Origin of the sequence: Rhizobium sp. P32RR-XVIII, assembly GCF_012641395.1 — a bacterium.
Lineage (GTDB): Bacteria > Pseudomonadota > Alphaproteobacteria > Rhizobiales > Rhizobiaceae > Rhizobium.
Map to the genome: position 1 here is coordinate 80,252 of NZ_JABAIH010000008.1, position 24,783 is coordinate 105,034.

Annotated in this window: 25 protein-coding genes; 13 read left to right on the top strand and 12 right to left on the bottom strand. The window is 60.8% G+C overall.

Annotated elements, in window-relative coordinates; all coding sequences use genetic code 11:
* Positions 1–157 precede the first annotated feature (157 nt).
* The 8 genes from HGP14_RS21890 to HGP14_RS21925 form a co-directional block, all read right to left on the bottom strand.
* Positions 158–793, bottom strand: coding sequence for an NrsF family protein (locus HGP14_RS21890; RefSeq protein ID WP_168831994.1), 636 nt, complete (start codon positions 791–793; stop codon positions 158–160).
* A complete protein-coding gene (locus HGP14_RS21895; RefSeq protein WP_168831995.1) occupies positions 780–1,346 on the bottom strand; it encodes a sigma-70 family RNA polymerase sigma factor in 567 nt (188 codons plus the stop codon). The genes HGP14_RS21890 and HGP14_RS21895 overlap by 14 nt, the downstream gene beginning before the upstream one ends.
* A gap of 210 nt (positions 1,347–1,556) precedes the next feature.
* Positions 1,557–2,012 carry a DoxX family protein gene (locus tag HGP14_RS21900; protein ID WP_409527095.1) on the bottom strand — a complete coding sequence of 152 codons (456 nt, stop codon included), beginning with the start codon at positions 2,010–2,012 and terminating at the stop codon, positions 1,557–1,559.
* A 43-nt stretch (positions 2,013–2,055) separates the two neighbouring features.
* Positions 2,056–2,868: a DNA-binding domain-containing protein gene (locus HGP14_RS21905; RefSeq protein ID WP_168831997.1), complete on the bottom strand. Its 813-nt coding sequence runs from the start codon at positions 2,866–2,868 to the stop codon at positions 2,056–2,058.
* Complete coding sequence (locus HGP14_RS21910; RefSeq protein ID WP_409527096.1) at positions 2,855–3,748, bottom strand: DUF692 domain-containing protein; 894 nt, start codon at positions 3,746–3,748, stop codon at positions 2,855–2,857. Before HGP14_RS21910 ends, HGP14_RS21905 begins: the two co-directional genes overlap by 14 nt.
* Before the next feature lie 62 nt (positions 3,749–3,810).
* On the bottom strand, positions 3,811–4,125 hold the full coding sequence (locus HGP14_RS21915) for a DUF2282 domain-containing protein (protein WP_168831999.1): 315 nt from the start codon (positions 4,123–4,125) through the stop codon (positions 3,811–3,813).
* Between the two features lie 324 nt (positions 4,126–4,449).
* Positions 4,450–5,199 carry an SDR family NAD(P)-dependent oxidoreductase gene (locus HGP14_RS21920; protein WP_168832000.1) on the bottom strand — a complete coding sequence of 250 codons (750 nt, stop codon included), beginning with the start codon at positions 5,197–5,199 and terminating at the stop codon, positions 4,450–4,452.
* A 177-nt stretch (positions 5,200–5,376) separates the two neighbouring features.
* The gene (locus tag HGP14_RS21925; RefSeq protein ID WP_168832001.1) at positions 5,377–6,333 is read right to left on the bottom strand and encodes a LysR family transcriptional regulator; all 957 of its coding nucleotides are present in this window, start codon (positions 6,331–6,333) and stop codon (positions 5,377–5,379) included.
* A 119-nt stretch (positions 6,334–6,452) separates the two neighbouring features.
* On the opposite strand from HGP14_RS21925, the gene HGP14_RS21930 reads away from it, so the two are divergent.
* The 6 genes from HGP14_RS21930 to HGP14_RS21955 all read left to right on the top strand — a co-directional run bounded on the left by HGP14_RS21930 (position 6,453) and on the right by HGP14_RS21955 (position 11,988).
* Positions 6,453–7,133, top strand: a complete 681-nt coding sequence (locus HGP14_RS21930) for a peroxiredoxin-like family protein (RefSeq protein ID WP_168832002.1) — start codon at positions 6,453–6,455, stop codon at positions 7,131–7,133.
* 34 nt (positions 7,134–7,167) lie between these two features.
* Entirely contained in the window at positions 7,168–7,806 is a 639-nt protein-coding gene (locus tag HGP14_RS21935) for a glutathione S-transferase family protein (protein WP_168832003.1), read from the top strand.
* A 159-nt stretch (positions 7,807–7,965) separates the two neighbouring features.
* Positions 7,966–9,081, top strand: coding sequence for an NAD(P) transhydrogenase subunit alpha (locus HGP14_RS21940; protein ID WP_168832004.1), 1,116 nt, complete (start codon positions 7,966–7,968; stop codon positions 9,079–9,081).
* A 15-nt stretch (positions 9,082–9,096) separates the two neighbouring features.
* Positions 9,097–9,420 (top strand): NAD(P) transhydrogenase subunit alpha, encoded by a 324-nt coding sequence (locus tag HGP14_RS21945; protein WP_168832005.1) that lies wholly within the window; start codon positions 9,097–9,099, stop codon positions 9,418–9,420.
* Positions 9,417–10,805: an NAD(P)(+) transhydrogenase (Re/Si-specific) subunit beta gene (locus tag HGP14_RS21950; protein ID WP_168832006.1), complete on the top strand. Its 1,389-nt coding sequence runs from the start codon at positions 9,417–9,419 to the stop codon at positions 10,803–10,805. Before HGP14_RS21945 ends, HGP14_RS21950 begins: the two co-directional genes overlap by 4 nt.
* A 445-nt stretch (positions 10,806–11,250) precedes the next feature.
* Entirely contained in the window at positions 11,251–11,988 is a 738-nt protein-coding gene (locus HGP14_RS21955) for an SDR family NAD(P)-dependent oxidoreductase (protein ID WP_168832007.1), read from the top strand.
* 244 nt (positions 11,989–12,232) lie between these two features.
* On the opposite strand, the gene HGP14_RS21960 is transcribed toward HGP14_RS21955, so the two are convergent.
* Positions 12,233–12,658 (bottom strand): DUF427 domain-containing protein, encoded by a 426-nt coding sequence (locus HGP14_RS21960; RefSeq protein ID WP_168832008.1) that lies wholly within the window; start codon positions 12,656–12,658, stop codon positions 12,233–12,235.
* A gap of 380 nt (positions 12,659–13,038) precedes the next feature.
* Here HGP14_RS21960 and HGP14_RS21965 point away from each other — a divergent pair, with 380 nt between their 5' ends.
* The gene (locus tag HGP14_RS21965; protein WP_205927275.1) at positions 13,039–14,406 is read left to right on the top strand and encodes an MFS transporter; all 1,368 of its coding nucleotides are present in this window, start codon (positions 13,039–13,041) and stop codon (positions 14,404–14,406) included.
* A 207-nt stretch (positions 14,407–14,613) separates the two neighbouring features.
* Here the strand turns inward: HGP14_RS21965 and HGP14_RS21970 are convergent, their stop codons facing one another.
* Positions 14,614–15,576 carry a dihydrodipicolinate synthase family protein gene (locus HGP14_RS21970; protein ID WP_168832009.1) on the bottom strand — a complete coding sequence of 321 codons (963 nt, stop codon included), beginning with the start codon at positions 15,574–15,576 and terminating at the stop codon, positions 14,614–14,616.
* Positions 15,577–15,801: 225 nt separating this feature from the next.
* On the opposite strand from HGP14_RS21970, the gene HGP14_RS21975 reads away from it, so the two are divergent.
* Together HGP14_RS21975 and HGP14_RS21980 are read left to right on the top strand one after the other, a co-directional pair.
* The gene (locus HGP14_RS21975) at positions 15,802–16,518 is read left to right on the top strand and encodes a GntR family transcriptional regulator (protein ID WP_168832010.1); all 717 of its coding nucleotides are present in this window, start codon (positions 15,802–15,804) and stop codon (positions 16,516–16,518) included.
* A 155-nt stretch (positions 16,519–16,673) separates the two neighbouring features.
* A complete protein-coding gene (locus tag HGP14_RS21980) occupies positions 16,674–17,816 on the top strand; it encodes a M24 family metallopeptidase (RefSeq protein ID WP_168832011.1) in 1,143 nt (380 codons plus the stop codon).
* A 33-nt stretch (positions 17,817–17,849) separates the two neighbouring features.
* Here HGP14_RS21980 and HGP14_RS21985 read toward each other — a convergent pair whose 3' ends face one another.
* Positions 17,850–18,236 (bottom strand): SgcJ/EcaC family oxidoreductase, encoded by a 387-nt coding sequence (locus HGP14_RS21985; protein WP_168832012.1) that lies wholly within the window; start codon positions 18,234–18,236, stop codon positions 17,850–17,852.
* A gap of 7 nt (positions 18,237–18,243) precedes the next feature.
* Positions 18,244–18,948, bottom strand: coding sequence for a GntR family transcriptional regulator (locus HGP14_RS21990; protein ID WP_168832013.1), 705 nt, complete (start codon positions 18,946–18,948; stop codon positions 18,244–18,246).
* Positions 18,949–19,212: 264 nt separating this feature from the next.
* Here HGP14_RS21990 and HGP14_RS21995 point away from each other — a divergent pair, with 264 nt between their 5' ends.
* Genes HGP14_RS21995 through HGP14_RS22010 form a run of 4 tightly spaced genes read left to right on the top strand, consistent with a single transcriptional unit; the run spans position 19,213 to position 24,783 of the window.
* On the top strand, positions 19,213–21,045 hold the full coding sequence (locus HGP14_RS21995) for a gamma-glutamyltransferase family protein (RefSeq protein WP_168832014.1): 1,833 nt from the start codon (positions 19,213–19,215) through the stop codon (positions 21,043–21,045).
* A 40-nt stretch (positions 21,046–21,085) separates the two neighbouring features.
* A complete protein-coding gene (locus tag HGP14_RS22000) occupies positions 21,086–22,606 on the top strand; it encodes an ABC transporter substrate-binding protein (protein WP_168832015.1) in 1,521 nt (506 codons plus the stop codon).
* Positions 22,607–22,642: 36 nt separating this feature from the next.
* On the top strand, positions 22,643–23,665 hold the full coding sequence (locus tag HGP14_RS22005; RefSeq protein ID WP_246704538.1) for an ABC transporter ATP-binding protein: 1,023 nt from the start codon (positions 22,643–22,645) through the stop codon (positions 23,663–23,665).
* The gene (locus HGP14_RS22010; protein ID WP_312862165.1) at positions 23,662–24,783 is read left to right on the top strand and encodes a dipeptide ABC transporter ATP-binding protein; all 1,122 of its coding nucleotides are present in this window, start codon (positions 23,662–23,664) and stop codon (positions 24,781–24,783) included. Before HGP14_RS22005 ends, HGP14_RS22010 begins: the two co-directional genes overlap by 4 nt.

The window sequence follows — 24,783 nt, forward strand, 5'->3', positions numbered from 1 at the left end:
TTGCTCAACCCTCGACAGGATCAACCTGTGGCGATGATGCGCTGCGTTTAATCGGATCCTCGTCCGACCATGGCATTGGTAGGAGATGCTACTCCGGAGGAGGTTCTTGTCAACGCGTTCTGTTTGACATCAAGCGATGCCGACGAGCATCTCAGTCTCACCAGCGAAGAATTCGCCGTCCTACAAGAAATCCGGCCACGGTAGCGATCGAGATCCCGATGGAATACCAGGTTGCCAGAAATAGCGGACTGTCGTCAGGGCAGTGCCAGGCGTAGATGGCAGCAGCGATGCCTCCCGCAGCGAGACCTGCCACGGCCCCAGCCGTTCCTGGGTTTTCCGGAGCACCCTGCCTGAGGGAGTACAGAATGCATGCAAGGGGGGCGATCGAAAGTGTCGGAACGAAGAACAGGCAGAACCCCGAGAAGTGCCCCTTCATGTTCGGCCCCCACGCGTCCTGAGGAACTGACAGAAGCTCGGTAAAAATCCCGACGACCAGGATCACGAGGGGCAAGGCGAGCGCCATGGCCGCTGATCGGACTGAAGCGCCAGGCCTCCCGATCCTGAAGGCCACCCTTGTTGTGACGATCGCAAGAAGCAGGGTCAGGCCGATCTTGAACATGACGCGTGGCGTCTGAATGGCCTGTTCCATGTTAGAGCGGAGGCCAATTGTGGACAGCAACAGGACGGCGGACACCAGCACCCCGACGGCCAGCGCGATCAGGAATGCGCGACCAAAGCGGACGCGCACACGCGCATCGTTTGCAAGCAGGTTGATCAAGTCATCCGTTTTCACGTGCTTCGCTCCGATAGAGGGCCGCCAGCCCTTTCAGTGCCCTATGCAGCGCCACCCGCACGGCGCCTTCTGTCATATGTAGCCGCTCGGCCGTCTCCCGGATACCAGCGCCGCCGATCGAGATGGAACGCACGATGTCGCGCTGCGGATCCCTAAGCCCCTCCAGCATGCGATCGACATCGACGCGATCCACTCGCTCGTCACGATGATCCGCTTCGAGCGTCTCCATGACATCCTCTATGGGCACGCTAGAACGACGGCCACGCCGGCGAAGGCTATCGACGAGCTTGTTCCGCACAATGGTCGACAGCCACGGGCCGATCGGGCGCGAAACGTCCCAGGTTCCGCGTTTGAGATGTACTGCCAATAGAACTTCCTGCACCACGTCCTCGACCTCGCTTGGCGGAGCACCGAACTGATCGCACCGCCGCCGGGCGATCGACCGGAGATAGGGTGTCACGGCCTTCAGAAATCGGTCGTAGGCTTGGGTGTCGCCGGCCATCGCCGCGCGCATCCAGGCTGCCCATTCCTCTTCACGGGCCGAATATTTCATCCGCCATTAACCCCTACGCACGCGGCCACGTGTTTGTTACGCTCGCCTCGAAAATTCTGCTTACACGGCAATGGAGGCGAGGCGGACGTCGGCGTCTATTGAGCGCATTGTAGAACAAACGGCAAGGGGCAGCGCGGCAACAAAACGCAAAGGCCGCCCGGCTCGATTTTGAGCCAGACGACGAGACTATAGCCAGGACCGACGTTCATTCTAAAGATTGGGAGCTCCCGCTGTCCGCGCAATCAGATGGTCGAGCGACAGCCGGCCCGGCCCCCATCGCATTATCGAAAGCGCCATCGCCGCCCAAGTGATGTGGATGGGCCAGCCGTCAGGAACGGTGAGTTCGACGACGAGCGTCATAAACAGCAAACCAAGAGCTGCAAAGCGCGTCCCCAAGCCTAAAACGACAAGCGTGGAGAAGACGATCTCGCCGCATCCCGACAGAAACGCCATCGTCGCCGGCGCGGGGAAAGGATACGGGCCGCCCGGAAGATGCAGCATGAATTCCTGTGTGAAGAGATCGACAGCGGTGTCGTTCAATTGAAGGAAGCCGTCCCACTTGAGGATGCCGGACCGCCAGAAGGGTACGGCAAGCGCCAAGCGGACGACAGCTTGGACGAAGTCGGGCTGAGCGACCGCCCGGACGAGCCCGCTGGCCGTCGCCATCAGCCTTGCCAAGAAAGAGAAGGCGCCGCGGTCGGGCAGGGAATCAAGCGTGTTCGACATCTGAGGTCTCCATCTCGATATTGGAAAAGGCGCCGGCCTCGATCATCTGTCCGATCATTCCCGACAGGTCGAAGCTGGGATTGGCGTCCAGTCCCGCCGCAGCCGCCGCTCCAAGCGACGCACCGGCGACAAGACTGTTAAGAAAGGCTGCGCCGCCCGGCTGGAGAAGGCGGATGACGACCTCGTCCGCCAGGCGCGTGATCAGCCCATCTTCTGGAAGGCTTTCAACGCGGCCGACAGGGCCTGCGTTGCGGTTCATGGCGAAGATGGTCACGACGGGATATTCCGACGAGATCATGCGCGTAGCCGGATGCGGCTTGAACCTCAGGTCTTCGAGCCGGTCGGGTGAAACGCTTGCAAGCTCTTCTCCTCGCAGCACGGGCGCGTCCGCTGCATGATAGGAATCCAGCCAAGCGCGCTCGATCCTCGCCACGTCGCCAAGCCATGGCATGTCCTGCGCGTACTCATATCGATCGATGAAGGCCGGAAACTCCCGGCCGTATTCGAACAGCAGCGGCGAGCTCGGCAGCGTCTCGCGGATATGGAAGCGCGCCATGGCGCGGAAGAACTCCGGCCCGGTGATGCGCTGCACGGCCGGAAAGATCGAAGCGAGCGCCTCGATGAGGCTCACCGTGACGTTGTTGCGGTAGACATTGTAGCGTTTGTCCGCCTGCTTGCCGCGCGGACCCGACACGAGCGCCGGCGCCGGGGCGTCGGGCACCAGCAGCGGGGCCGAGAACTGGCTGGTGAAATCCGGGAACTCCCGGCTGATCTTTATGACTTCAGCCGACGGCATGGGAGGTCTTCCTTCGCGCCGCGTGTCTGTCGAGAATCGCCTGTGCGGCGAGCGCTTCGGCGCGAAGCACCGGCCATTCCGGGATTTTACTGTCCCACTCGATCAAGGTAGGGATCGGCCCGCACCGATCGATCACAATCTCATAAAGCCGCCACACCGCGTCTGCCACCGGTCCGTCGTGGCTGTCGATCAGCAGCAGCTCTCCTTCGTCGTCTTCCTCTTCGGCATGACCAGCGAGGTGAATCTCGCCGACCTTTGAGAGCGGAAAATCATAAAGATACTCGAGCGCGGAATAGCCGTGATTGGTCGCCGACACGAAGACGTTGTTGATGTCGAGAAGCAGGCCGCATCCAGTTCGTCGGGAGATTTCCCGGATGAAGTCGGTCTCACTCATCGAGGACTCCGCGAAGAGCACATAGGTCGAAGGATTCTCGAGCAGGATCGGACGACCGATCGCATTCTGCATCTCGTCCACATGATCGCAGACATATGCCAGTGTCGCGCTGGTATAGGGCAGCGGCAGAAGGTCGTTGAGATAGGTGCCCGCGTGCGTCGACCAGGCCAGATGTTCCGAGACCAATGCCGGCTCGTAGCGGTCGACGAGACTCCTGAAACGGTGAAGATGCTGTTTGTCCAGCGGCTGTGGCCCACCGAGCGACATGCAGACTCCGTGCAGGGATATGGGATGGTCGCGGCGCACCTTTTCCAGCGCTCGGTGGGAAGGGCCGCCGGCGCCCATGTAATTCTCGGCGTGGACCTCGAAGAAGCCTTGGGGCCCGGCTTCCGCGGCGATTGAGAGAAGATGCTCCGGCTTGAAGCTGGTGCCGGCCTGTCCGGCAACTGAAATCGTCGGAAAGCGGAGGGTGCTTTCCGTCTCCATGGGAAGGTCGGTCGTCACCTTGACGTTGGCCATGTTCGCCTCCGCTTTCCTGATTCTGCCGTTTAGATGTCGCGCGTCAGCGGCTTCGGCGAACCATGGCGGCCGCCAGGCAGTTCAAGCGATGCGCAGGTACCGCCTTGAACGAACTTCCAGGAATTGCCCTGGAAGTCCTTGACGGAGGTTCCCTGGCAGGTCGTGCCCGGTCCGGCGGCGCAATCGTTCTGGCCCTTGAGCGCAACGCCGAAGCACTTCTCTTTGTGCGCTGCGACCGCGGCGGCGGCTTCGGCTTTGGTCAGTGGCGCGGCGCTTGCCATCGTGGCGAGGGCAGACGTGACTGCGCCGGCAAGAAGGGCGGCGCTGATGGAAGTCTTCAACATTCGTGTTCTCCGTTGCTCGTTGACGCCCCTCTTCATTGGGGCACGTCAGCTACTCGCAAGCGGAGAGAGCCTTGTTACAGGCGAGGAGGTAACGAGTGCGTGATGCACCGGAGTCAATGGCAACCAATACCACAAAGGAAAGCGTTCCGGTCATCCAAGACGCCTCGATCCTCGAGGACCAATTTATGACGCAAACCAAACGGGTTCGCATTTGATAATCTTCGAAGGCGACCCGCGTTCAAACGCTGCGGCAGTTTCACCGGCCATCTAGTCCTCGATGGCCGGTGAGATCTGAGGCTGAGGTAGTCTGCTCAGCGCTCTCGATTAGACCTGTGCAAGGCCGCCATCGACGTGAAGGTCGATGCCGTTGACATAGCTGCTCTCGTCGGACGCCAGGAAGTACGCTGCATTCGCAAGCTCTTCCGCACGACCGATACGACCGAGCGGCGTAGCCTCAGCAAAGACCTTCTTCGCCGCCTCGGACGCTGCATCGCTGTCGAATTGGCCGCGGATGATCGGGGTTTCCGTAGCGCCGGGGCTCAGAGTATTCACGCGGATGCCCTTGCTCTTCAGTTCCTGAACCCAGGTGCGTACCAGTGCGCGGACGCCTGCCTTCGTCGCGGCGTAGATCCCATGCGCCGGAATGCCTTTGACACCCACAACCGAGGCATTCACGATGATCGAGCCACCTCGGGTCATGAGCGGCAGAGCCTTCTGAACCGTAAACACGACACCCTTGACGTTGATGTCCATGGTCTTGTTGTAGTGCTCTTCGGTGAGGTCGAAGATCTGGGCATGTTCGACGAAACCAGCGTTTGCGAAGACGATATCAACGACGCCCTTCTCGGCCTTCACCTGTGCATACAGCCTGTCCAGGTCAGCCAGATTCTGAACGTCGCCCTGAACGGTCGTTACGTTCTTTCCGATTTCAGCCTTTGCCTTCTCAAGCTCCGCCTGGCGGCGACCCGTGATGAATACATATGCGCCCTCTGCGACAAAACGCTTGGCAGTTGCCAGGCCAATTCCGCTCGAACCGCCGGTGACGACTGCGACTTTTCCTTCAAGACTAGACACGATTTTCTCCTTTCGTCGCCGCCCGGATGACGGCGGCTGTGGCAACAAATGGAATCTTGAAGGCATGTGCGTAAGACAGGTGACTGGAATGAAAATCATTCCTAGCTGGAATACCGTGAGTGCGTTGGGTTCGCTGAGAGCGGGCGCTTGAATTGACACGGGGGCCGAACGCAAAGCCTATCCGAGCTCACTTACCTTAGAAACCAGTTCGCTCGTAGTCATGTCAGCTTCCCCAGCGTTATCTTGGAAATCCTGAGCGAGTTCCTGCTCGATGAAATTAACGAAGGCTCGTGCCTTTGTACTTACGTTTCGCCCGGTCGGGAAGACTGCCCAAAGGTCAACTGGCGGCAGCCGCCAATCATTCAAGACTCGCCGCACCTTGCCGGATTTTATCTCAGGCGCGAACATCCATTCCGATGCGACGGCCAATCCCATGCCTGCAAATACCGCTTCCCGAACGCCCTCGGCAGCCGTCAAGCGGACTCGGCCCTTGATGGTCGCAGCACTCTCGGCTGTTCCTTGTGTGAAAGTCCAGACCGCTCCTCCCCCGCGAAGATCATAGACGACGGCCTCATGAGCAACGAGTTCTGCAGGCGTCGTTGGCTCGCCAGCAGTCGCGAAATACTCGGGTGAGCCCACGACCACACGGGGGCTTTGCCCGATCTTCCGTGCCGTCAGCGAGGAATCTTGCAATTCGCCCATACGCAAGGCGACATCGATGCCTGCTTCGACGAGATCTACGTTCCTATCATCGAGAAAGACTTCAATGTCCAGGGCGGGATGCATCGATAGAAACTTGGGCAGGCGGGGAACAACGTAAAGCCTGGAGAAGGTCACCGCACCGCTGACGCGCAGCCGACCACTCAGGGCGGCGCCGGATCCCCTTGCTTTCAGTTCGGCTTCGTCCGCCTCCTCGACAGCCCGCTTGGCATGTCCATAGAAGTTTTCACCGGCCTCAGTCGGCGTCAGCCCCTGTGTCGTTCGCAGCAAGAGCTTTACTCCGACACGCTCTTCGAGTTGGGCAATCATCTTGGAAACCGCCGGCTGCCCAAGCCGCAATTGTCGGGCCGCCCCGGTAAAGGATCCAGTGTCAACGACACGCACAAACGCGTCCATGGCTGCTAGCCGATTCATCGTCATTCCTCCTTGGAATGAAGCATATGTCCTTCTGCCGCCTACCATCGTCAAGTGCGGACGCGCAAATAGGTTCGATCAACGCCGGTAGATAATCGGCAAAACGTGAGACCTGAATTATGTCCCTGAAAGAGAAACTCGCCACGCTGCGCCTCGCGCTCGAGAGCGATCTTCCCTCGGGCGCGCTGACACGGCTACGTTTGGAAGCAGCTGCGTTTGAGCAGCCGGGCAGACGCGAGGTCGCGCTGAGGGCTGGAAATTCGGCACCGGACTTCGAACTCCCGGATGACCTCGGATCGATCGTAGGCCTAAACAAGCTTCTACAGCGGGGGCCGGTCGTGCTCTGCTTCTATTGGGGAGATTGGTGCGGCTTCTGCCGGCTGGCACTGGCCGCTCTTGCGGAGGTTGCGAGCGAGGTCGAAAGACTAGGCGCCACAATGGTCGCCATTGCCCCACAGCCTGCGCATGACCGTCGGATCACTACGGCGGACGTCTCGTTTCCGCTGCTCGTGGATGCAGGAGCAGCCGTCGCCAAACTGTTCGGTATTGCTCTCACGCCGGTCTCCGAGATGGACGAGACTTACGCCGCTCTCGGGCGCCCTGCCGGCGAAAACAATGCGACGGAGCTGCCGATACCGGCAGTCTACATCGTCGATAGCTCGGGAACGATCGTGTTCTCCTACCTGGATAGCGATTTTACCAATCGGATCGAACCATCAGACATCCTCGCCGGGCTTCGTTGCCTACAGCAGGGCGGAGGCAAACCAAGCGTTCCCGGTCTTCATGCAAAGCCGACGTAATCCCTCTGTTCATTAATAAGCACGGAAAGAACACATGATTGAATTGTATGCATTTTCCACACCGAATAGCGTTCGTGTACCAATTGCGCTCGAAGAGATGGGTCTGAGCTACGAACTCAGACCGGTCAATGTAAGGAAGGGCGAACAGAAGCTTCCCGAGCATCTTGCGATGAACCCCAACGGGAAGGTACCGGTTCTCGTGGACAACGACGGCCCCGGCGGCGAACCAATAACGCTGACGGAGTCAGGCGCGATCCTCGTCTACCTTGCCGAGAAGAGCGGCAAGCTTCTGCCGAAGGATGGCGTGGCGCGGGCACGGGTTTTCGAGCAGATGTTCTTCCATCTCACAGGGATCGGGCCTGCTTTCGGGCAACTCGGCTTCTTCAAGCGGCAAGCATCGGAGCAGATCCCGTTCGCCATAGCCCGGTTCCAGGCCGAATCGGAACGGGTGCTCGCCGTTCTTGAGGGTGTCGTCGGCCGTCGCAAGTATGTCGCTGGTGATGAATTCACAATTGCCGACATCGTCCATTTTGGCTGGCTCTGGCGCCGCGAATTCGCAGGCATCGACTTCGAGAAAACCCCCAACATCGCTCGCTGGTACAACGAAGTTGATGCCCGACCGGCGGTTAAGCGGGGCGTCGAGCGAGTTACCGCGCTCGTGCCTGCTGCTTAACGCATCAAAGGCCTCAGTAGCACCTTTGGCCTGACCCATCTCCGGCGAGAGCCGACCGCATGGGCGGGTCCTCCTGACACCAACCACTATTCACAGCAGCGCCACGGCACGACCCCGAGCGGGAGATTCCATGGCCAAGCATTTTTTGTGGAGCGTAACATGACAGATACGAACCCTCGGCCGATCATCGGGCTCTTGTCGGAACGTCACGACGGTGAACGTCGTGCCGCGATCGTTCCCGCCGACATCAAGCGGATGGCAAATCGCGTGACGTTCATCGTCGAGCGAGGCGCAGGAACCAAATCCGGATACTCCGACCAGGCTTACATGGAGGCAGGTGCCGCCATTGTTGACCGCACCGACTTGAAGTCTTCGTCCGACATTCTTTTGGGCGTGCGCGCGCCCATCGATCTTTCGGATTTGCCCAAGGGAAAAATTCTGATCTCCCTGGGGGGCCGAGACATAGATGTCCTCGACGCCGTTCTGGAAAGGGATATCAAACATCTCGGTCTCGAACGCCTGCCGCGTACGACGCGCGCGCAAGCAATGGACGTCTTGTCATCACAGGCCACTGTGGCTGGCTACGCGGCGGTCATCGAGGGCGCGCGTGAACTCGATGTATTCCTGCCCATGCTCACGACCGCGGCTGGAAGCGTGAAGCCGGCCAAAATGATTGCACTCGGTGCCGGGGTTGCCGGATTGCAAGCGATCGCCACAGCGCGCCGGCTTGGAGCAATGGTGCACGGGTTCGATGTGCGTGAGGCTGCCCGGGAACAGATCGAAAGCCTTGGCGCGCGGTTTGTCTCCCTTGGCGACGCATTGAAGTCGCAGGACGTCGCCAACGGCTATGCAGGGGAACAATCCGCTGACCAACAGGCCAGATTGAGGCAGGCGCTTGCTTCAACGCTTGCGCAGATGCAACTGATCGTCACCAGCGCACAGATCCCCGGGCGAACCGCCCCGCTGCTGATCGACGACGCAGCGCTATCGTCGCTGACGCCCGGAACAGTCATCGTCGATCTGGCGGCAGAAACGGGCGGCAACACGAGCCGTACAAAGCCGGGCGAAACGATCCGGTTCAATGGCGTGACGATTATCGGGTCGGTGAATTTGCCGAGTCAGATGGCCGCTGATGCAAGCAGGCTTTTCAGCGGCAATATTCGCGCTTTGCTCGAATACCTCATCCCGGACGAGACCGGCGTGCTCTTGCAGTCAGAGGATCCCATCGTCGGCCCTCTGCTCGGCGTAGACGCGGTCCTCCGCACGGCAGCGTAAGTAAAGGGCTCCCATATGAACACCACAACTCTCATCCAGCTTTTCGTGTTTCTTTTGGCAGGATTCGTCGGCTTTCAGAGCATCAGCCGCATCCCACCGCTCTTGCACACGCCCCTGATGGCCGCGACTAACGCCATATCGGGGATTTCCCTCGTTGCCTCACTGGTGTTGGCTGGCTCTGACCACGGACTACTGGCGACTGTTCTCGGGACGGTTGCGGTTGCTGCCGCCATGGCCAACGTCGTTGGCGGATTCCTGATCACAGACCGAATGCTGGCGATGTTCAAACGCGACAATTCCCGGAACAAGGAGGGCGCATCCAGCGCTTCTGCCCAATGAGCGACACTCTCATCCAACTCGCCTATCTCTTCGCCGCGTTTCTTTTCCTGACCGCATTGCGCGCCCTCGGCAAACCCGACACGGCGCGCCGGGGCATACAACTCGCGGCCTTCGGTATGGCGGTTGCCATCGCGGCAACCCTCTTCAATTCACGCATCGTCTCTTACGAGTGGATCGCCATCGGCGGCGTTGTCGGAGCGGTCGCGGGCTACCCGCTCGGCAAATGGGTCCCCATGACGGCGATGCCACAGCGCATCGCACTTAGCCATGCACTCGGCGCTCTTGCAGCTACGCTGGTTGGTATCGGTGAGTATCACAACGGCCTCTCCGTCGGGGAACTCACACGGGGCCATGTGCTGGCGTTGGGGTTCGAGGTACTGCTCGGCGGCCTCACTGTTACAGGCAGTCTAATGGCATTCGGGAAGCTACAGGACATCCTGCCCGGGCAGCCGATTACCTTTCGCGGTCAGAACGCCTTCAACCTCGCCGTCCTCGCGGTTGGTGTTGCGAGCCTCGTGTGGCTCGTCGCAGATCCGATGAACGTGACGGTCGCCGCCGTCATGCTTGCGGTCAGCCTTATTGTCGGTGTTCTTCTGGTTCTTCCTATCGGTGGTGCTGACATGCCCGTTGTCGTCAGTCTGCTGAACTCCTATGCGGGCCTCGCGGCAGTGGCAACGGGCTTCGCCATCGACAATAATATCCTCATAATTGTCGGGGCGCTCGATGGCCTGTCCGGCTTCATCCTTTCCGTTGCAATGAGCAAGGCGATGAACCGGTCTTTCGCCAACGTCCTGTTCGGAGCGTTCGGGTCGGCACCTTCTGCCGACGCGGGCGGACCATCTCCGACGGGCGGTGAGATGGTGCCGATCTCTGCCGAGGACGCTGCACTTCGCATGGCCTATGCCGAGAAGGTCATCATCGTCCCCGGGTATGGCCTTGCGGTGGCGCAAGCCCAGCACCAGGCCCGTGAGCTCGCAGATTTGATCGAAAAGCGCGGTGGCGATGTTCGTTTTGCGATACATCCGGTGGCCGGTCGCATGCCCGGGCACATGAACGTATTGCTCGCAGAGGCAGGCGTCCCCTACGACAAGCTGCTCGACATGGAAGACATCAATGACAGATTCGCGGAGGCCGATGTCGCTCTCGTGGTCGGTGCGAATGACGTCGTGAACCCGGCGGCCAGGACAAATCCAAAATCGCCTATCTACGGCATGCCCATCCTGAAGGTAGAAGAGTCGAAGAGCGTCATCGCCATGAAGCGCGGCCGTGGCGCTGGCTTCTCTGGGGTCGAGAACGACCTTTTCGTCAGCCCGAAGACGTCCATGCTTTTCGGCGACGCGAAGCAGTCCCTCATCACCCTCGGCTTGGAAGTCAAGAACGCCTGACCACAGGCCCAACGAAATCGAGAGTGCTAGGACGCGGGCCGCGCGAGTGGCTCGCGTCCTAACCAATTCGAGGATGCGATAAAAAGGCAAAGGAATCGCATGCGGCGGCCGGCTATGGGCAATTCCCCGGCTCCCGGAATTCTTCCAGACCTACCCTGGCATTACCGCGGGCGCTTGGGGGTCTCGCGAGCTTTGGTCCTCCCCTACCCCGATTAACGCGATATTTTCGGCAGATCGGCCATCCAAGGCGACGGGCTAACGGCCGGATAGTGTTCGGCAAGCCGAACCCTCATTCCAATCAGGAATAAAGAATAGTCCGTTCCAACTGCTACAGCGCCGCCAACATTGCTTCTATTTGAGAACCCGGCGCCGGACCGGCGCCTCCTGCGTCGCCACCAATCAGAAGAACGAGGCAGGCCAATGGGTTTTCGAAGGACGATTAAACATGAGCATGAAGTTGGATGGAAAGGTCGCGCTGGTAACCGGGGGCAGCGCCGGCATCGGGCTTGGCATTGCAAAGCAAATGGCGCGCGAAGGCGCCACTGTCTACATCACAGGCCGGCGTCAGAGCGAACTTGACAAGGCGGTTGCCGAAATCGGGCACGGTGCGATCGCGGTTCAAGCGGATGCTTCGAACTTAACCGACATCGACCGGGTGTACGACACAGTCCGCAAGAACAATGGTCACATTGACGTGCTCGTCCTCAACGCGGGCTTCTATGAATTCATGAAGTTCGGCGAGATCACTGAAGAGCACTACGACAAAACCTACAACACGAACGTCAAGGGTCTTCTGTTCGCATTCCAGAAGGCACTTCCGCTGCTTCACGACGGCGCTTCCATTATCTTGATCGGGTCTATCGCCGGCTCGAAGGGCATCCCCAGCATGTCCGTCTATTCTTCGACGAAGGCCGCGGTGCGGAATCTCGCGCGCGGCTGGATGATCGATACGAAAGAACGCGGGTTCCGCATCAACATCCTGAGCCCTGGTCATACGCTGACCCCCGGTCTTTCTGGACTACTTCCCGCAGAGGCCCATGAGGGTCTGGTCGGCACAATCCCCCTTGGTCGTCTGGGCACGCCCGAGGATATGGGGAAAGTCGCGGTCTTCCTGGCCTCCGACGACAGCGCCTACATTACCGGCGTCGAGTTGGATGTCGACGGTGGCGTCTCACAGTACTGAGGGGACGACGGGGCGGAGGTTCGACTTCCGCCCTGTCTCGATCCCGATGGCTTTTTAGGCATTCAGCTACACTGGCTGCCTAGAAGGTTTTCAAGATGCAACAAGGCAGAGCGAAGGTCGAGTTGATCGCGTCGAGCATCTGTCTGGTACGGGGGTGGGTTTCCTTCATAGTGGGACACGCATGCCATGCTGTTAGCCTGTGTGCGGCATAAGGCAGCGCGAACAGACCCGATTGGCGAAAAGATCAGGTTCTGACGGAAGACCCGCTTTTGCTCTTGAGGGCTGGAAGTTCACGCAGGTCGACGAGTTCCGACCTGAACGCGACATATCCCCTGAGTTCTTGAATGACAGGGTGCCGGTCTTCAAAGGACCAAGCAACATTGGTGCTTACGCCCGACGGAGTAGCGGCGTCGTAGTTGACGGCATCGGAATCTACAGGTGACTTCCCGCGGACGAGGAAGTCCATTCGGACATCCGTTCGAGGGATGTACTGTACGGGCCTGTGGCCGGCTTCGTAGACCGTGAGCGCATTCTTCGTGTCGGCGATCAGTCGCCCTGAGAGGAAGACCACGACCCGGTCGGGATTAGGCTCGACGGTTATTGGTGCGGCTGAGCCGGGGAGTAAACGTGCATAAAAGGTGACCTCGTCGTCGCCGCGATCGTCGAACATGGTGATCAAATCCCAATTTTCCCGTGCCTCGGCAGCAAGCGTCCGGCACCATTTCTGAACCAGATCTCAATGTGACTGAGCGGCCGTATCCAGCGTGGCACTCACATCGCTGCCAATCTTCAACAAGCTAGATCTCGAATTATCCGCCAGTTTTCCAGTCTTGGCGGGGGACTAATCTTTATTCCGGTTCGGAATGGGGCCGGACGTCAAGGCCATGCCGACGTGGCGCATGCCACCTGGGCCGCGATCAATGGCGGCGGTGCTGCTGCGGCAACACAACACGGACCCAAATAGACGCTGCAGTGAAATGTTCCGTTGCAAAATCCCGCATTATGAGATTCAAGGAGCCCATCGATTAACCGGCACATCCGGAGAATGAAGTGCAAGCAACGCAAAATGTGGCCGACGGCTTGGCGGCACCGCAGCGCTATTGGGTTATGGTCTGCATCTTGCTTGCTACGACCTTGACGAACCTCGACGCGGCGATCGCAAATGTCGCGCTGCCCACGATCGCGCATGGCTTCGGGACCAGTGAGGGAGCCACTGTTTGGGTGGTCAACATCTACCAGCTGACGGTCGCCGTTTGTCTGCTGCCGGCAGCCGCGATGGGTGAGATCTTCGGATTGAAGCGCGTCTACGTCTTCGGCCTTGTCATGTTCACTTTGGCCTCCTTGGGCTGCGCATTGTCGCCGAACATCGATATCTTGATCGCCGCGCGTCTCTTCCAGGGGATCGGTGGAGCGTGCCTCGCGGCTCTCTCTCCGGCAATGATCCGGTCTATCTATCCACGCCGCCTCATAGCAGACGGGTTCGCGCTGCTTGCCCTCATGGTTGCTGTATCAGCGGCTCTGGGGCCGACAGTTGCAGCCCTGATCCTGTCCATCGCGTCGTGGCCTTGGCTGTTTCTGGTCAACGTGCCTTTCTGCCTCGTTACCGTGCCCCTCTTCCAGGCCATTGCGCCGGCCACTCCGGGGCAGAAGAAGCCGTTCGACTATTCCGGCGCCGTGCTGAACGCCCTGGCTTTCGGGCTGATCGTGGTCGGCGTGGGGAGCCTGAGCGGCGAACACACGGTAGCGAGTCTCCTTCAGATTTGCGCCGGCCTCGTCTGTTTTGCTGTGTTCATCCTTCAACAGCGGCAACGCGTCACGCCGATGCTGCCGCTTGATTTGCTGCGTATTCCGGTGTTCGCGCTGTCGGCGGCCACCTCGGTCTGCTCCTACATCGCACAGATCATGGCGTTCGTTTCCTTGCCCTTCCTTTTCCAGACGGTGCTCCATCGCTCGGCGGTAGCGACCGGACTGCTGATAACACCCTGGCCAGTACTGGTTGCATTTACCGCTCCCGTCGCCGGACGTCTTTCGACACGCTATCCGGCGTCTCTGCTTGGCAGCATCGGCCTGACGCTCCTTGCCGCCGGGCTTCTGCTCCTGGCCGCCCTGCCGTCCCTCCCCGGCGATCTCGACATTGCCTGGCGTATGGCGCTCTGCGGCATCGGCTTCGGCCTCTTCCAGACGCCGAACAATACCGCCTTGATGACGGCTGGCCCTGTGACACGCAATGCGGCCGCCAGTGCCATGGTTGCTGTCGCTCGAACGGTGGGATGGTCCTTGGGATCAGCGCTCGTCGCTCTGATCTTCGCGTCAAGAGGGGCCGACGCGGCGTTGGAATGCCTCGGCATCGGGGCTGGGTTTGCTGCTTTAGGCGTTGTCATTAGCGGCGTACGATTGTTCGCTACCCGTCCCGCCTAAAGCCATTTTGGGCACAGCACACATCCGCTTGTTTGCAAGACGGAAGGCACAGGGTAAATCTCGGCGGGGTTACTCCAAGCCTCGACTTATAGATGCTACGGGCGGGATGCCGTCGAGGTAGTCACCGGTCCTCAATTTGCTTCCGGCATATTTCAAACAAAAGGCCCGCCGAGGCGGGACTTCATTCAATCCTCGATCTCTTCGATCTCAGGACTTCCACTTCTGCACGGCACCTGGAAGCTTGCTCCATTCGGCATACCAGGTGTTGAAGAGCTTGAACTGAGCTTCGACATAGCCGCGCTGGCTCTCGGTCAGCGCGTCGGTCTCGTTGAAATGGAGCGTGTATTCCTTGTCGCCCTTCAGCACCATCATATGCTTGAAGTAGAGGACGAGATCCGGACCTGCGTCGAATGACGAAAGGACAGCCAGCGCCTGTTCCAATTCCTGAGCGCGTTGACGTGCATCGACATCGCCGGCGGCAGCAGCCTGCGAAAGGCTGCAAAGATGGATCACTTCCTTCGGCAGCACGTTGCCGATGCCGGTGATGGCGCCCGTGGCGCCACAATTGACGAAGCCGTGGAAAACGGCCGTATCGACACCAATCATCAGCGAAACGCCGTCATCGCGGCTGGTGATGTTCTCGGCGGCATAGCGCAAGTCGTCCGGGCCGCCGAATTCCTTGAAGCCCACGAGGTTGGCGTGTTCGGCGCGCAGCGCGAAGAACAGATCGGCCCGCGTGGCAAAACCGTAGTACGGGCTGTTGTAGATGACCGCCGGAAGATCGGGGGCAGCCGACAGGATTGCCTTGAAGTGCGCTTTCTGGGCCGCAATCACCGAGCCACGCGACAGGACGCGCGGAATCACCATCAAGCCCTGGGCGCCGACTTTCTGCGCATGGGCCGCATGAGCAACGGCCGAAGCAGTGTTGACGGCGCCAGTGCCGACGATGACCGGAATACCCGCCTTGACCAGGCGCTCCACTCCTTCCATGCGTTGCTGGTCGCTGAGCAGCGGCCAATCCCCCATGGAGCCGCAGTAGACGACGGCCGACATGCCCTGCGCGATGAGTTCCTTGCCCTTGCGCACGAGCCCGTCGAAGTCCGGGCTGCGGTCTTTCTTGCAAGGGGTCATGAGCGCCGGAATGACTCCGGAAAAAATCTTGGCTTTCATTCAAACTCCTATTGGCCTGCCAGCCTGACGATCGTTCGCACAGAAAAACCGTGCCTCGGCTAGGTCATAGCGCCTTGTATTCTATTTGTCGACAAGAAATTCGATGTACGGCGGATGAGGCGGGCGGACACCTTGACTTCACCGGGGCGTCTGCTTGACTAAGGTGCCCTGGTCGTCGACAAGCTGCCCCGATCCGGTGGTCGTCTCCCAGAAGAAGAATAGGCTATGGCGCATATCGAACCAGAAGAAAGCGACTTCCGCCGCGCGCGCGGCACCGGCACCCAAAGCGTTTATGCGGCGTTGCGCGGGGAAATCCTAGCCATGACGCTGCCGCCCGGCTGCCCGCTCGACGAAGTCCGGCTTTCGGAGCGTTTCGGCATGTCGCGCACGCCGGTCCGCGAGGCACTCCTGCGGCTCTCCGGCGAGGGCCTGGTCACGACTCTACCCAACCGCAATTCGATCGTTGCGCCGATAGATTTCGCCGCACTGCCCACCTATTTCGATGCGCTGACGCTGATGTACCGCGTGACCACTCGTGGCGCCGCGCAGCGCGCAACGCCTGCGGCCATGTCCAACATCCGCAAACGGCAGGAGGAATTCGCCGCCGCCGTGGCCGCCCGCGATGCCTTCGCGATGATCGAGGCGAACCGGGAGTTCCACGTGGCGATCGCGGAGCTCGCCGGCAACGCCTATTACACTACCTTCTTTAGCCGGCTTCTTGACGAAGGGCGGCGCATCCTGCGCCTCTATTACCGCACCTTCGACGATCGCCTCCCCCGCCAATATGTCGACGAACACGAAGAGATGATCGCGGCGATCGAGGGACGTGACGTCGAGCTTGCCGACAAGCTTGCCACCAAGCACGCGGAACAGATCGTCAAGCAGGTCCAGGATTATCTCGCCCGCGATCTCTCCGACCCGATCGATCTTTCGGCCCATTGAGGCCATCCCATTTCCTGGAAAAGGAAAGAAACGACTATGCCCGCCAAGGACCGACCGGCTTCGGGTGCAATGCCGACGTGTGACCTGTCGACAATCTGACGACATGATCGTATAGAGCGACTCGCCCTCAGGCTCCGCGAAAAGGAAACGTCGACATGTCCTGGTCCCATCCCGTTGCGAAGATCACCGATGATGAGCGGCGCCAGCGCCTTGCGCGCCTTCAGGCCGCGCTCGAGGACAAGGCTCTGGATGGCTGCCTGCTCGGCTCGACGGAGAGCCTTCGCTATTTCACCGGTCTCGACTGGCATCCGAGCGAACGGCTGCTTGGCGCATTGGTGACGCCGAAGGATGTCCGCTACATCGCACCAGGCTTCGAAGAGAGCAGGGTCGAAAGCCTGCCGCATCTACCGGGCGAAATCGTCGTTTGGCAGGAGGAACAGTCAAGCGCAGCGCTAATCGCCTCGATGCTTCCGGCAAATGCCAGACTGGCGCTCGACGATGCCCTGCCGCTGTTCGTCTACCACCAGCTCGCGCGCGTCTTCGGCGCCGACCGGCTCGTCGATGGCGGTCGAATGATCCGCGACCTGCGTCTCAGGAAATCCAAGACCGAAATCGCCCTCATCGAATATGCCATGGGCCTGACACTGGAAGTGCATCGCCGCGCGCATGCCTTCATCAAGCCGGGCGTCAGGGCCTCGGACGTTGTGCGTCATATCGATGAACAGCACCGGGCGCTGGGCGCCGAGGGCGGCTCGAGCTTCTGCATCGTTTCCTTCGGGCTGGCGACTTCGCTTCCTCATGGCGCCGATGGCGACCAGATCTATGCACCGGGCGATGTGGTCCTCGTCGATACCGGCTGCCGGCTCGACGGCTATCATTCGGACCTCACCCGCACCTATGTGCTGGAGGAGCCGACGAAGGAATTCGCTGACGCCTGGGCAATCGAGCGCGAGGCCCAGCAGGCCGTGTTCGAGGCGGCCCGCCTCGGCGCCGCCTGCGGCAGTCTGGACGACGCCGCACGCCGGGTATTGGCCAAACATGGCCTCGGTCCAGATTACGCCCTGCCCGGCCTACCACACCGCGCCGGCCATGGCCTCGGGATGGAAATCCACGAAGAGCCCTATATCGTTCGCGGCAACGCCACCATGCTGGAGCCCGGCATGTGCTTCTCCAACGAGCCGATGATCGTCTTCCCCGGTCGCTTCGGCATCCGGCTCGAAGATCACATCCACATGACCGAAACCGGACCTGAGTGGTTCACCAAGCCGGCGAAGGGCCCGACCGAACCCTTTGCGTGATGCGCCTCCGGTCTAAGGCGCGGCCTGGCATCGTCATTTCTCGATCTGCGAAACGTGATTGAGCGCAATCACCCATCTGCCATCGCGCTTGCGCATCAGGCGGGTATTGACGCCCGTCTGATTGCCGGCGGAACGCACGAGATTGTAGTCGCTGATGAGTTGCGCGGCGTCGGGCGCGAGCATCTCGATGCGGATATTCGAGAAGGCGAGTTGCCCCTGCGACCCCGGGGAACCGCCATAATCGGCGACGTAGTGATCCAGCGTCGCCTGCCAGTCCTTCTGGATGCGGCCGCGCGAAACGAACACGACATCCGGATTGGCAAACCCTGCCATATAACCGCCGAAATCCCCGCGGTTCCAGGCCGCCTCCATGTCGGCGATGACGGTGCGGATAGCATCCTGATCTGCGTTCACGGACATTTCGAACTCATGCCTCCTCGATAAGGTTTGTTTTGGCGACAGTGTTTTCTTCCTGCCGCTGACGCTTGATCAGAACTTCCTGCGCCGCAGAAACGAGATGCCTGCGCAATGCATTTTCCGCCGCCTTGGGATCCTGGTTGAGGATTGCATCGACGATCTGCTGATGCTCGCTGCAGGAGCGCTTGAGGCGTCCCTTGTCTTTGAGTTGGTACTTGCGGAAAGGCGCAAGCTTCAGCCGTAATGTCTGGGCCGCAGCGATCAGGTCACTGTTATGGCTGCCCTGGAAGAGGAGATTGTGAAAACGAGTGTTGAGCTCGTTATAGGCGACGTGATCGCCTTCATCGGCCAGCACATTCATCTCGTGATGCATGCTCTCCAGCTCTGCCCGCTCGCTCATCGTCATCCGGTGAGATGCCAGACGACCGCAGGTGGCTTCGAGTTCGGCCATGGCTTCAAACATTTCGTCGATGCGCTGCGTCGAAATCTGCGTGACAACGACCCCCTTGTAGGGCTCCCGCTCGGCAAGCCCGCGCCCGCAGAGAATGTGCAGCGCTTCGCGCACCGGTGTGCGCGATACGCCGAACTGCGCGGCAATCGAGGTCTCGTCGAGACGCGAGCCCGCCGGGATCGCACCGTTGATCACAGCTTCTTCGAGCTGTTCGGCAATGAAATCACTGCGACTTTTCTTAGCGGGCGCCGCTTCATCCAGCATCTTCTCGTCCTTTGCCCCACGGCGCTTTTCCTCCCGCCTGCCCTTTTGATTATGCAAGCGCGCACAATTTACACAATCCGCTTGCCAAGCGCGTTACGAATATACAATATGTCTACAGGAACCGCGTGACAATAGTCTCTGGCGCGTCAAAGCCATCAAGACGCGTATATAATCTGGCCTCTAAAGGCTGACATTGTCGACACAACTCTGGAACGAAGTATCATTCGGGTCGGCTCCGGCGGCCGATAGGGAGCAGGAATTGAAATGACCTTTACGACGCGTCCGGAACTCAGGGGCACATTCGGCGCTGTCTCCTCCACGCATTGGCTGGCATCTACCGTCGGCATGTCGATTCTCGAAAAGGGCCACACCGCCTTCGACGCAGCGGTCGCGGCCGGCTTCGTGCTGCAGGTCGTCGAACCGCATCTGAATGGCCCCGGCGGCGAAGTGCCGATCATCGTGACGCCGGCCGGCGCCGAAAAGCCGACCGTGATCTCCGGCCAAGGCCCCTCCCCCGCCAAAGCGACGGTCAAGTATTTCAAGGATCTCGGTCTCGACATCATTCCCGGAACCGGTCTGCTCGCGGCCTGCATTCCCGGCGCTTTCGGCGCATGGCTGACGCTCTTGCGCGATTACGGCACGGCGGAACTCGAAGACGTGCTGGCGCCTGCAATCTATTACGCCAAGACCGGCCATCCGCTGGTGCCGCGCATCGCCAATACAATTGCGTCGATGCGCGAGCTGTTCGAAACCCACTGGCCGAGCTCGTCCGAGGTCTATCTGCCGGGCGGCGTGGCTCCCCAGTCGGGAAAGCTCTTCCGCAACCCGAAGATTGCCGCGCTCTACCAGCAGATCCTCGATCACGCGAAGTCCAGCAAGAACCGCGAGGCACGCATCGATGCGGCACTTGATTTCTGGTATCGCGGACCGGTGGCCGAACGCATCGAGGGATATTGCGCGACCGAGGAGGCATGGGACGTCTCGGGCCGCCACCACAAGGGCCTGATTACCGCTCAGGACATGGCGGATTACAAGCCGCTGGTCGAGGAGCCGGTTTCCGTCACCTACGGCAACTACGAGGTCTTCAAATGCGGACCCTGGTCGCAGGGCCCCGTGCTTCTGCAGATGCTGCAGATCCTGAAGGGCACCGATATCGCCGATCTCGACCCGATGAGCGCCGATTTTGTGCATCTCGTCGTCGAGACCGCCAAGCTTGCTATGGCTGACCGTGATTCTTGGTATGGCGACAGCTCGGACGTACCGCTCAAGACGCTGCTATCCTCAAGCTATGCCGACGCTCGACGTGCGCTGATTGGCAGCACGGCCTCGATGGAGGTGCGCCCCGGCTCACCGGACGGCCGCAATCCCAATCTGCCGCCGCTGCGGGCGGTCGGCACCATTCCGCAACCCGGCCTCGGCGGCGGCGAGCCTACCGTGGCGCGCGAGCCCGTACTACCGAACGACAAAGAAGGCGAACCGGCCCTCACCCGTGAGGGCGCACAGCGCGGCGATACCGTGCAGGTCAGCGCTGTCGACCGCTGGGGCAACATGGTCTCGGCAACGCCTTCCGGCGGCTGGTTCCAGTCGAGCCCGGTCATTCCGAGCCTTGGCTTCAGCCTCACGACCCGCGGGCAGATGTTCTGGCTCGAGGAAGGCCTGAATTCCACGCTGATGCCGTCCAAGCGGCCGCGTACGACGCTGACGCCGTCGACGGTCTTCCGCGACGGCCGGCCTTACATGGCCTTCGGCACGCCGGGCGGCGACCAGCAGGAACAGTGGCAGCTGATCATGCTGCTGCACCACATCCACAACAACATGAATCTGCAGGAGGCGATCGACGCGCCTTCCTTCCACACCGACCATCTGCCGAGCTCCTTCTGGCCACGCGAGATCAGTCTCGGCGCGATCACGCTGGAATCCCGTTTCCCGGAAGCGATGCGGGAGGAACTGGCAGCACGCGGACACAAGATCACCGTTGGCGATGCCTGGTCGGAAGGCAGGCTTTCCGCCGTCGCGAGAGAGATGGACGGCGAGACGCAGCTGGTAAAGGCCGGCGCCAATCCGCGCGGCGTGCAGGGATACGCCGTCGCCCGCTGACTCAGAAATAACCAATCAAAACTAAAGAGAGGGAAGATTGATGAAACCATTGTATCTCGCACTTGCAGCCGGCCTGGCCCTGAGCGGCCTTGCGGCCACCGCTGCTCCGGCCGCGGCCCAGTCGGTTCTGAAGATCGGCCTGCAGGACGATCCGGACACACTCGATCCCGCCTCCAACTGGAGTTTCGTCGGCCGCCACGTGCTGCAGTCGCTTTGCGACAAGGTCGTCGATATCGACGACAAGGGCCAGATCGTGCCGATGCTCGCGACGAGCTGGGAATGGAACGCAGACAGCACCGCGCTGACGCTCAAACTGCGCAAGGACGCCCTCTTCCACGACGGTACCAAGGTGGATGCGGCTGCGATCAAGTACAATCTCGAACGCGACCTGAACCTCAAGATCTCCCGCCGCAAGGCCGAAATCAGTGCGATCAGCAACGTCGAGGTGGTCGACGACTACACGGTCAAGATCAACCTCAAGGAACCCTCCGTTCCGCTGCTTGCCGCGCTTAGCGACCGCGCCGGCATGATCATCAGCCCGAAGGCCGGCGAGGCGCTTGGCGACAAGTTCACAGATGCCCCGGTTTGCTCCGGCCCGTATAAGTTCGTGGAACGCGTGACGCAGGACCACATCACGCTTGAGAAATTCCCGCAATACTACAACGCCGACCAGTTCCATTTCGATCAGCTCATCTATCGCGGCATGCCGGACTCCAACGTCCGCCTGCTGAACCTACGCTCCGGCCAGCTCGACCTGATCGAGCGCCTTGCCGCGACCGACGTGGAAGCGGTCAAGGCCGATAGCGCGCTTGCCGTCGACCCAGTGGTCGGGCTCGGCTATTATGGCATCACCTTCGATATCACCGGTGAAGGCGCAAACCTCGATGCCGGCAAAAAGGCCGCTATCCGTGAAGCTTTCAGCCTCGCGATCGACCGTGACGCGATCAACAGCGTCGTCTTCGACGGTCAGGCAAGCACCGGCAACCAGCCCTTTCCGCCCTCGAGCCCCTTCTATGACAAGAGCTTCCCGGTTCCGGCGCGTGACCTCGACGCCGCCAAAAAGAAGATGGAAGAAGCCGGAGTGACGTCCGTCAACCTCGAACTTCTCGTTCCCACGGATGCGGAGCGCCAGCAGGTAGCCCAGCTCATTCAGGCGATGGTTCAAGAGATCGGCATCAACGTCTCGATCAAGCCGACCGAACTGATGACCCTCCTCGACGTCGCCCGTCAGGGCAAGTTTGAGTCCCATCTCGTGGGCTGGAGCGGTCGTGTCGATCCCGACCTCAACATCACTCCGATGCTGGCCTGTGGCGCTGCCGGCAACGATGCGCATTATTGCAACAAGGACCTCGATGCGATCTTGACCAAGGCCCGCGCGCTCACCGACACCGGGGCCCGCAACGTCGAATACGGCAAGGCTATCGCAATCCTGCTGAAGGATCTGCCGATCGTCTATCTGTATCACTCGCAGTGGATCTTCGCGCACAATTCCAACCTCACCGGCTTCCAGCCCGCTCCGGACGGCATCATCCGTCTCGCCGGCGTCAGCCGTAAGAACTAAGTCGGCAACCAAGCTTCGATGAGCACGCCTCACCATATGGTTCACGACCAGTCAGCCCGATCCAATCGGGCTGACGATCCCGTCCCGTCCGTGCTTGATGTCTCGGACCTGCGCGTCGTCTTCGAGGGCGACACGCGGACTGTCACCGCGGTCGACGGAGTGAGTTTTTCTGTCAAGAAGGGACGCACGCTTGCGATCGTCGGAGAATCTGGCAGCGGCAAGAGCGTCACCTCGCTTGCCGTGATGCGGCTCTTGCCCGAGCACACGGCACGCATTTCCGGCAGCGTCAATTTCGACGGCCGTCAGCTGCTCGATGAAACGAAGAGCGCCATGCGCAGCTTGCGCGGCAACCGGCTGGCGATGATCTTCCAGGAGCCGATGACTTCGCTCAACCCATCCTACACGGTCGGCGAGCAGATCAACGAAGTCATCCTGCGGCATCGGCGGATGTCCAAGAAAGAGGCGACGGAACGGGCGATCGCCATGCTCCGGCTGGTGCGCATCCCTTCCCCCGAAACCCGTTACTACCAATATCCGCACAATCTTTCCGGCGGGATGCGTCAGCGCGTGATGATCGCCATGGCGCTCGCCTGCGATCCGGAGCTCTTGATCGCCGACGAGCCGACCACGGCACTGGATGTGACGATCCAGGCGCAGGTGCTCGAGCTGATGCGTGAGCTGCAGCAAAAGACCGGCGCGGCCATTATCCTCATCACCCATGATCTCGGCGTCGTTGCCGAATCCTGCGACGACGTCATCGTCATGTATGCGGGCCAGGTCGTCGAGCAATGCTCGGTCGAGGAACTTTTCACCTTCCCTCAGCATCCCTATACCGTCGGCCTGCTCGGTTCGCTGCCGCGCCTCGACGAGAAGCGGGAGCGGCTTGTGGCGATTACCGGCACCGTCCCCGACATGGCCAATCCGCCGAGCGGGTGCCGCTTTCAGGCGCGCTGCCCCTTCCGCGTCGAGCAATGCGCCAATATGCCCGAACTCAGGGAGGTGTCGCAGGGTCATTTCAGCCGCTGCTGGCGGGCGCCGATGGAGGACATCGTTCCGTGAACCAAGCCCTTTCCTCTTCCTTCACGGCAAAGCCGATCATCGAAGTCCGCGGGCTCGGCAAGAACTTCATCGTCAAGCGAAGCATCCTTGGCCGCCCACTGGCGCAGGTCGGCGCCGTCGATGACGTCACGTTTTCCCTCATGCCGGGCGAAACGCTCGCGATCGTCGGAGAATCCGGCTGCGGCAAGTCGACTCTCGGCCGGCTGCTGATGCGCCTCATCAGGCCGACTGCGGGCGAAGTCTTCATCGACGGACAGGACGTCACGAACATCAGCCACAGGGCGATGCGTCAGCAGCGCCGGCATGTTCAGCTCATCTTCCAGGACCCTTACGCATCGCTCAACCCGCGCATGACGATCGCCCAGACGATCGCCGAACCCCTGATGCTGCACAACATCGTGCCGCCCGGCCAGCGCTCCAAGCGGGTCGCGGAACTGCTGGAAATGGTCGGCCTGCGCCCCGACCAGGCAAGCCGCTATCCCCACGAGTTCTCCGGTGGCCAGCGCCAGCGCGTGGTGATTGCGCGCGCGCTCGCCCCCGAGCCGAAGGCGATCATCTGCGACGAAGCGGTTTCGGCGCTCGACGTGTCGATCCAGGCTCAGATTCTCAACCTCCTGAAGGACCTGCAGAACCGGCTCGGTCTCGCTTTCGTTTTCATCTCGCACGATCTCGGCGTCGTAAAGCATATCGCCGATCGCGTCGCGGTCATGTATCTCGGCAAGGTGGTCGAGATCGGCACGTCCGACGAGATATTCGACGCGCCGCGTCATCCCTACACCCGCGCCCTGCTTTCGGCGATTCCAGTGGCCGCACCTCCCAGCCATCAGCGGCCGCGCGCCGCGCGGCTGCACGGCGACCTGCCGAGCCCGCTATCCCCACCGCCGGGCTGCCGGCTGCACACGCGCTGTCCGCATACCCGGCCGGAGTGCCAGACGGTCAGCATGAGGCTCGAAACCGAAGAGAACGGTCACGCCAACGCCTGCGCCTTCTGGCGCGATCTGCCGGCGCAGGACGAGGCAGAAAGCGTTCGCGAGCCCCGCAATCCCAAGCTTGAAAAGCTGTTCGCAGCCTTCGAGGCCATGGCCGCGCGGTCGGCCCAGACAGTCACAGGAAGCTAA

Coding starts and splice junctions, on each gene's coding strand:
- HGP14_RS21895 (WP_168831995.1), bottom strand. CDS start 1,346: ATGAAATATTCGGCCCGTGAAGAGGAATGGGCAGCCTGGATGCGCGCG.
- HGP14_RS21900 (WP_409527095.1), bottom strand. CDS start 2,012: ATGGCGACGGCCAGCGGGCTCGTCCGGGCGGTCGCTCAGCCCGACTTC.
- HGP14_RS21905 (WP_168831997.1), bottom strand. CDS start 2,868: ATGCCGTCGGCTGAAGTCATAAAGATCAGCCGGGAGTTCCCGGATTTC.
- HGP14_RS21910 (WP_409527096.1), bottom strand. CDS start 3,748: ATGGAGACGGAAAGCACCCTCCGCTTTCCGACGATTTCAGTTGCCGGA.
- HGP14_RS21915 (WP_168831999.1), bottom strand. CDS start 4,125: ATGTTGAAGACTTCCATCAGCGCCGCCCTTCTTGCCGGCGCAGTCACG.
- HGP14_RS21925 (WP_168832001.1), bottom strand. CDS start 6,333: ATGAATCGGCTAGCAGCCATGGACGCGTTTGTGCGTGTCGTTGACACT.
- HGP14_RS21930 (WP_168832002.1), top strand. CDS start 6,453: ATGTCCCTGAAAGAGAAACTCGCCACGCTGCGCCTCGCGCTCGAGAGC.
- HGP14_RS21935 (WP_168832003.1), top strand. CDS start 7,168: ATGATTGAATTGTATGCATTTTCCACACCGAATAGCGTTCGTGTACCA.
- HGP14_RS21940 (WP_168832004.1), top strand. CDS start 7,966: ATGACAGATACGAACCCTCGGCCGATCATCGGGCTCTTGTCGGAACGT.
- HGP14_RS21945 (WP_168832005.1), top strand. CDS start 9,097: ATGAACACCACAACTCTCATCCAGCTTTTCGTGTTTCTTTTGGCAGGA.
- HGP14_RS21950 (WP_168832006.1), top strand. CDS start 9,417: ATGAGCGACACTCTCATCCAACTCGCCTATCTCTTCGCCGCGTTTCTT.
- HGP14_RS21955 (WP_168832007.1), top strand. CDS start 11,251: ATGAGCATGAAGTTGGATGGAAAGGTCGCGCTGGTAACCGGGGGCAGC.
- HGP14_RS21960 (WP_168832008.1), bottom strand. CDS start 12,658: ATGTTCGACGATCGCGGCGACGACGAGGTCACCTTTTATGCACGTTTA.
- HGP14_RS21970 (WP_168832009.1), bottom strand. CDS start 15,576: ATGAAAGCCAAGATTTTTTCCGGAGTCATTCCGGCGCTCATGACCCCT.
- HGP14_RS21975 (WP_168832010.1), top strand. CDS start 15,802: ATGGCGCATATCGAACCAGAAGAAAGCGACTTCCGCCGCGCGCGCGGC.
- HGP14_RS21980 (WP_168832011.1), top strand. CDS start 16,674: ATGTCCTGGTCCCATCCCGTTGCGAAGATCACCGATGATGAGCGGCGC.
- HGP14_RS21985 (WP_168832012.1), bottom strand. CDS start 18,236: ATGTCCGTGAACGCAGATCAGGATGCTATCCGCACCGTCATCGCCGAC.
- HGP14_RS21990 (WP_168832013.1), bottom strand. CDS start 18,948: ATGCTGGATGAAGCGGCGCCCGCTAAGAAAAGTCGCAGTGATTTCATT.
- HGP14_RS21995 (WP_168832014.1), top strand. CDS start 19,213: ATGACCTTTACGACGCGTCCGGAACTCAGGGGCACATTCGGCGCTGTC.
- HGP14_RS22000 (WP_168832015.1), top strand. CDS start 21,086: ATGAAACCATTGTATCTCGCACTTGCAGCCGGCCTGGCCCTGAGCGGC.
- HGP14_RS22005 (WP_246704538.1), top strand. CDS start 22,643: ATGGTTCACGACCAGTCAGCCCGATCCAATCGGGCTGACGATCCCGTC.